Origin of the sequence: Exiguobacterium mexicanum (assembly GCF_005960665.1) — a bacterium.
In the GTDB taxonomy this organism is placed as follows: Bacteria; Bacillota; Bacilli; order Exiguobacteriales; family Exiguobacteriaceae; genus Exiguobacterium; species Exiguobacterium mexicanum_A.
This window is the reverse complement of the sequence record NZ_CP040673.1, coordinates 1-4,267: the sequence shown is the minus strand read 5'-3', so window position 1 is coordinate 4,267 and position 4,267 is coordinate 1. Positions and strand designations below refer to the sequence as shown.

General features: G+C 43.3%; 4 protein-coding genes. All 4 read left to right on the top strand.

All coding sequences use genetic code 11. The annotated features are described in order from the left end of the window. Positions 1–426: 426 nt before the first annotated feature. The 4 genes from FED52_RS00020 (at position 427) to FED52_RS00005 (ending at position 2,481) form a co-directional block, all read left to right on the top strand. A complete protein-coding gene (locus FED52_RS00020; RefSeq protein WP_138858506.1) occupies positions 427–900 on the top strand; it encodes a hypothetical protein in 474 nt (157 codons plus the stop codon). A 17-nt stretch (positions 901–917) separates the two neighbouring features. Continuing rightward, entirely contained in the window at positions 918–1,127 is a 210-nt protein-coding gene (locus FED52_RS00015; RefSeq protein ID WP_240731230.1) for a hypothetical protein, read from the top strand. A gap of 56 nt (positions 1,128–1,183) precedes the next feature. Continuing rightward, a complete protein-coding gene (locus tag FED52_RS00010; protein WP_138858505.1) occupies positions 1,184–1,447 on the top strand; it encodes a hypothetical protein in 264 nt (87 codons plus the stop codon). A 491-nt stretch (positions 1,448–1,938) separates the two neighbouring features. Next, positions 1,939–2,481 carry a hypothetical protein gene (locus FED52_RS00005; protein WP_138858504.1) on the top strand — a complete coding sequence of 181 codons (543 nt, stop codon included), beginning with the start codon at positions 1,939–1,941 and terminating at the stop codon, positions 2,479–2,481. Positions 2,482–4,267 lie beyond the last annotated feature (1,786 nt).

Genomic DNA, 4,267 nt, shown 5'->3' with positions numbered 1-4,267 from the left:
CCTTTTTCAAAGGGGTTAGTCTGCCCATCCAGCCGTTTCCTATCTTCCCTACCGGAGTATGCCCGGTGCGCTCTTTGGTTTCAAGTCTTTTTCTTTCCAAGTTCTAAAAAGAAAAGAACAAAGAGCAAACAGATCAGCGAGAAAGCAGTAGAAGATGCAAATTCATATGTGGCACGAGGAATACGAGCCTAGCGTAGTCTGGCGACGTGTTCCGCATGTGCCCCGACAAACGAGCGAAGGCGTAAACGCCGTAGCGAAGTGCGTTCAGCAGAGAGAAGAAAGACCTTGAGAGGATCGCCCGAGACATCCGACAGGATGCCAGGGCGATCCAGAAGGAAGAACAGGAAGGGATTAGCCCCGGACGTGAAGAATCAAGAGGGTAAGAGGGAAGGTTGGCAACAACCAAAGAAGAAAGGATGGTCTCCGATGAAGAACATGAACCTCACGATCTACGAGGTGACGGAATTGAACGAGCGTATGAAGTTCCTGGACCTGGCGAAGCAACATGCGCCAGTGGGCAAGGAGAAGCTACGAGAGGCGCTGAAGTCGGCCGGGGCGACGTTCGACCAACGGACGAAGCGCTGGCATATCGACCGCAGCCATCCAAATGCGGACAAGAAGGTGCTCGATTTCGTGCAGACGAGCCGTTCCAGTGTGACAAAGGCGAAGCGTGTCGCCACGGATCCGTTGAAGATCGACCCGGTCACGGGGCAGTCCCGGCTGGACGACGACTATTTCGCCATCGAGACGAAACCGGAACGGATCATCCGGAAGAAAGTCTCGTTGGACATGGACGTGACGCTACATAAACACTTGAAGCAGATCGCCCTGGAGAACGATGTGAAACTTTACGAGTTGGTCGAGGGCGTGCTGCGGAATTACGTCGAGAAGAAAAAATAACAGAAGGAGTGATGAATATGTTGATGACGATTCAAGGATTCGAAACAAAGTACGAGGAAATCATGCGAGATCCGTCGGTCCGCCAGCGCGAAAGTCGTCTTGGTGAATTGATGACGGAGATGGAAGGGGTATTCAAAATCCCGATGCTGAAGAACACGACGTGGGAGAAAGAGAACCCCCAGGTGATCGAACTATACCGGAAGGTGTCCGACTCGAGAAATCTTTAAAACGAGAAATGGTAAAATAAAATATTTTTTTAGAGATTATGAAAGGATGGCTATTTATGAATATTGTGAAGGGAAAAACAGAATCGAGATTAACGAAATATGAAGGTCCTATTCTTTTCTTTCTTGCAATGGTGTCAGGTGTATCTATGATTTTATTTGAAAGTGGGATTGCCAAAGTAATCGCGCTCTCTTTTTCGTTTATTATTTTATTTTTAATGTTTTCGATTTTTTTATGGAATAGAAAGAATAATAAAGCTGTTTTAGTGGGTGGTACTCTTTTGTATATCTTTTTAGCAATTTATTGGTTTGGTCAAATCTAGATTTAAAAGATCGTATAAATACTGTTTTCGCTCTACATTGCGTGAAATAAAAACTCCACGCAAACTTGATGACGCTCTCAAGCCGAAAAGTTAAAAAGGGCTAAATTTAGCCCTTTTTCACAAACTTTTATCATAGGAAATCATTCATTTGTTTCGAGACTTAAAGCCTAAAGCGAGCAAAGCAATCCCTAGTATTAGGAAAATTGGCAAAGAAGGATTCTGAGTGAGAAAGCTAAATTGAGGTGTTGAGGGATAAGTGCCTGTTGCAACTAGACCGTTCCAATAAACGTATGTATTAAGACGTTCTAAACTGTATATGACCCCAGAAAACATTATGAACAAACCACCTAAAAGTATATAAGTCCTTGATTTTTCCATAAAGTACACCTTCCTATTAACATTTTTTTGAAATTTCAGAAAAATTGTATTATAATGTAAGCGTACCACATTTTGTCGTCTGGCGGAAGGTTGGAGAAGAGAGGGGTTAGTCCATGTTTAAAAGTCGTACAAGTAAGTTGCTTGGATCACTTGTTTTAGGAACGAGTTTGTTGCTTTCGAGTGTAGGTCCTTCATCGGTTGTAAAAGCAGAGGGTGAAATCACGCCTATGCAATTGTATGAGTACAAATGGCAAGTCACTTCTAAAACAGCCGTCGGAGACAGTTTCGAAGCATGGCGAACTGGCCCAAGCGGTCGTGGCCCAGCAACATTGAGTATTAATTCATCTACAAGTTTAAATCGTTCTTACACTAATACAATTTCGGGCGATTATAGCATCGGGAAAGCGAGTATTGGAAGTTCTTTAGGTGTCACAATTGGAGTTACTGAAACGCATGGCACTTCTTACAGTATTAACATTCCAGATAATAGTGTAAGAACGATTACTTATCGACCTAAAGTACGAACGTACAAAGTTGTATCTACATACTATCGTTATCCTGTAGGTACTGTAGGATCTAAGACAGCCATCAAAACAGAAACATCTTATGTAAAAGCCTTTGTGAACTGGGATTATAGTTATCGCATTGGATATTAATCATTAACTTTATCGAAAATCAAAGCCCATTCTCCTTTAAAACGTGTCCTCTTAAACACCTTTTTCTGAAGAGGGGCTTTTCATTTTTAGATTTTGTTTGTAAGAAGTATGTGACTATTTTGGGTCTGAAGAGCATAAGGGGAAACTGCTATCACTTTCCGTGATAGCCCAGGCAGAGCCTGGGGTTTCCGTGATATCACCAAAAGTCCAAAAATGGCACGAAATGTGCCGGCAAAAACACGAAAGTGGCACGAAATGTGCCACTTTTTTTATTCGTCATTTGCGTCCATATACAACTTGAAAATGAAATTCCGTCGCGCTTCTCGTTGTGCTCTTGTCTTGATGTACGGATTCTCTTTTTCGTATTCGATGATGTCGCTTTCGAGAAAGAGTGCCGTCCGATTGTTCGCGACATATTGTACTGGGAGAGGGAATTTGTTCTCTCCTTTTTTGTCGTGAATACTTTGTCTTGGCATATCCCAACGAACAGAAAGGTCGGCGATCGTGAGTAGTTTTGGTATGTCATTCGGCTTGGTCATTCGTGGTCGCTGCATGTTGTTTTCGTCCCTTCACGAGATATCGAAGATAAGGAGTGCCCATTTACATACTGACACTTGTCAGGCAGTATTTTTATGGTCGCCCACACGGTCGGAAAAAGCAACGGCTTTAGCTAAAGGTTTTACGAAAAGGCAAAATAATACATCTCTTTATGCTATATTTGTATTATCAGAATCTTCAAACAAGAGGTGAATGAATTGATTATTGATACGGTTAAAAAGAACTTTAGAGATGTTGGTCATATGTTATTCATGAGTGTATTTTTTACGCTTATGAGTTATCAATTCACTAGATTTCCGTACTCTGATCCTTGGGTCGACTATCTATTTTATTTCGGTACCGTGGTGGCCTATCTAGGGTTGATATATGCAATTTACATGAAGATCCGTGACAAGCGAAATAGAAAAACGATGCAGTAAGAAGAAATATTTTATTGTCATCATATCTATGTAGAGGTAGAATAATCAGTAACAAAATACGGACGGAACAACAAAAAACGCCACTTCTCCTATCAACCTGTCGCCAAACGGGTTGATGATCATTGAAGTGACGATTTTGTATAGCGGTGTGTAAGAGACATCGCTATTGAAGGTTAGGGGTACATAGCAGGTACGCACCTAACTTAGATGAACTTATCATACTAATTTACCTTAGTAACTTCAAGGTTTTTGGTATATAAAAGGACATCATTCAGTAGCGAGTTTCACGAAACACGCTGCTGAATGATGTCCTTTTTGTTTTGGTCTTACATATAAAAGAGGTCCGCACTCGCTCTCTAAACGAGTAGGTTCATCCAGCCGACGCAGTAAAATGGATCGGTCATCACCGCAGTTCCAGCACGTGATGTGACGTTAGCAGGGGAAGGACGGAAAGCCCTGTACATAGCCTAAGTCCCTTCGGGGATATGGTAAAGATCGTTGAGAGGTTCAGACGGGGTCATATGGTACGACCGGAGGCAGTCCCACGACAAACGGTGGGGGAGTTCCTCGTAGGCGGCTGTATGATTGCTGTGACACGACATATGACGGCCCTGGCCGTCGTATAGTGGGTTATGTGACGAGTCGCCGAAAGGCAGCAAGGTAGGGCGTGGAAACGCCTTGTGTGCGCGATAGTAGCGCAGCGAGTCACATGTCGGGGTTGAGACACCCCGGAGTCTTGGAACGCCTAGACATACGGATACCTCGTCTTGCACTAGACGGAGAACGTGGTGGGCAGATTTTAACCGCAT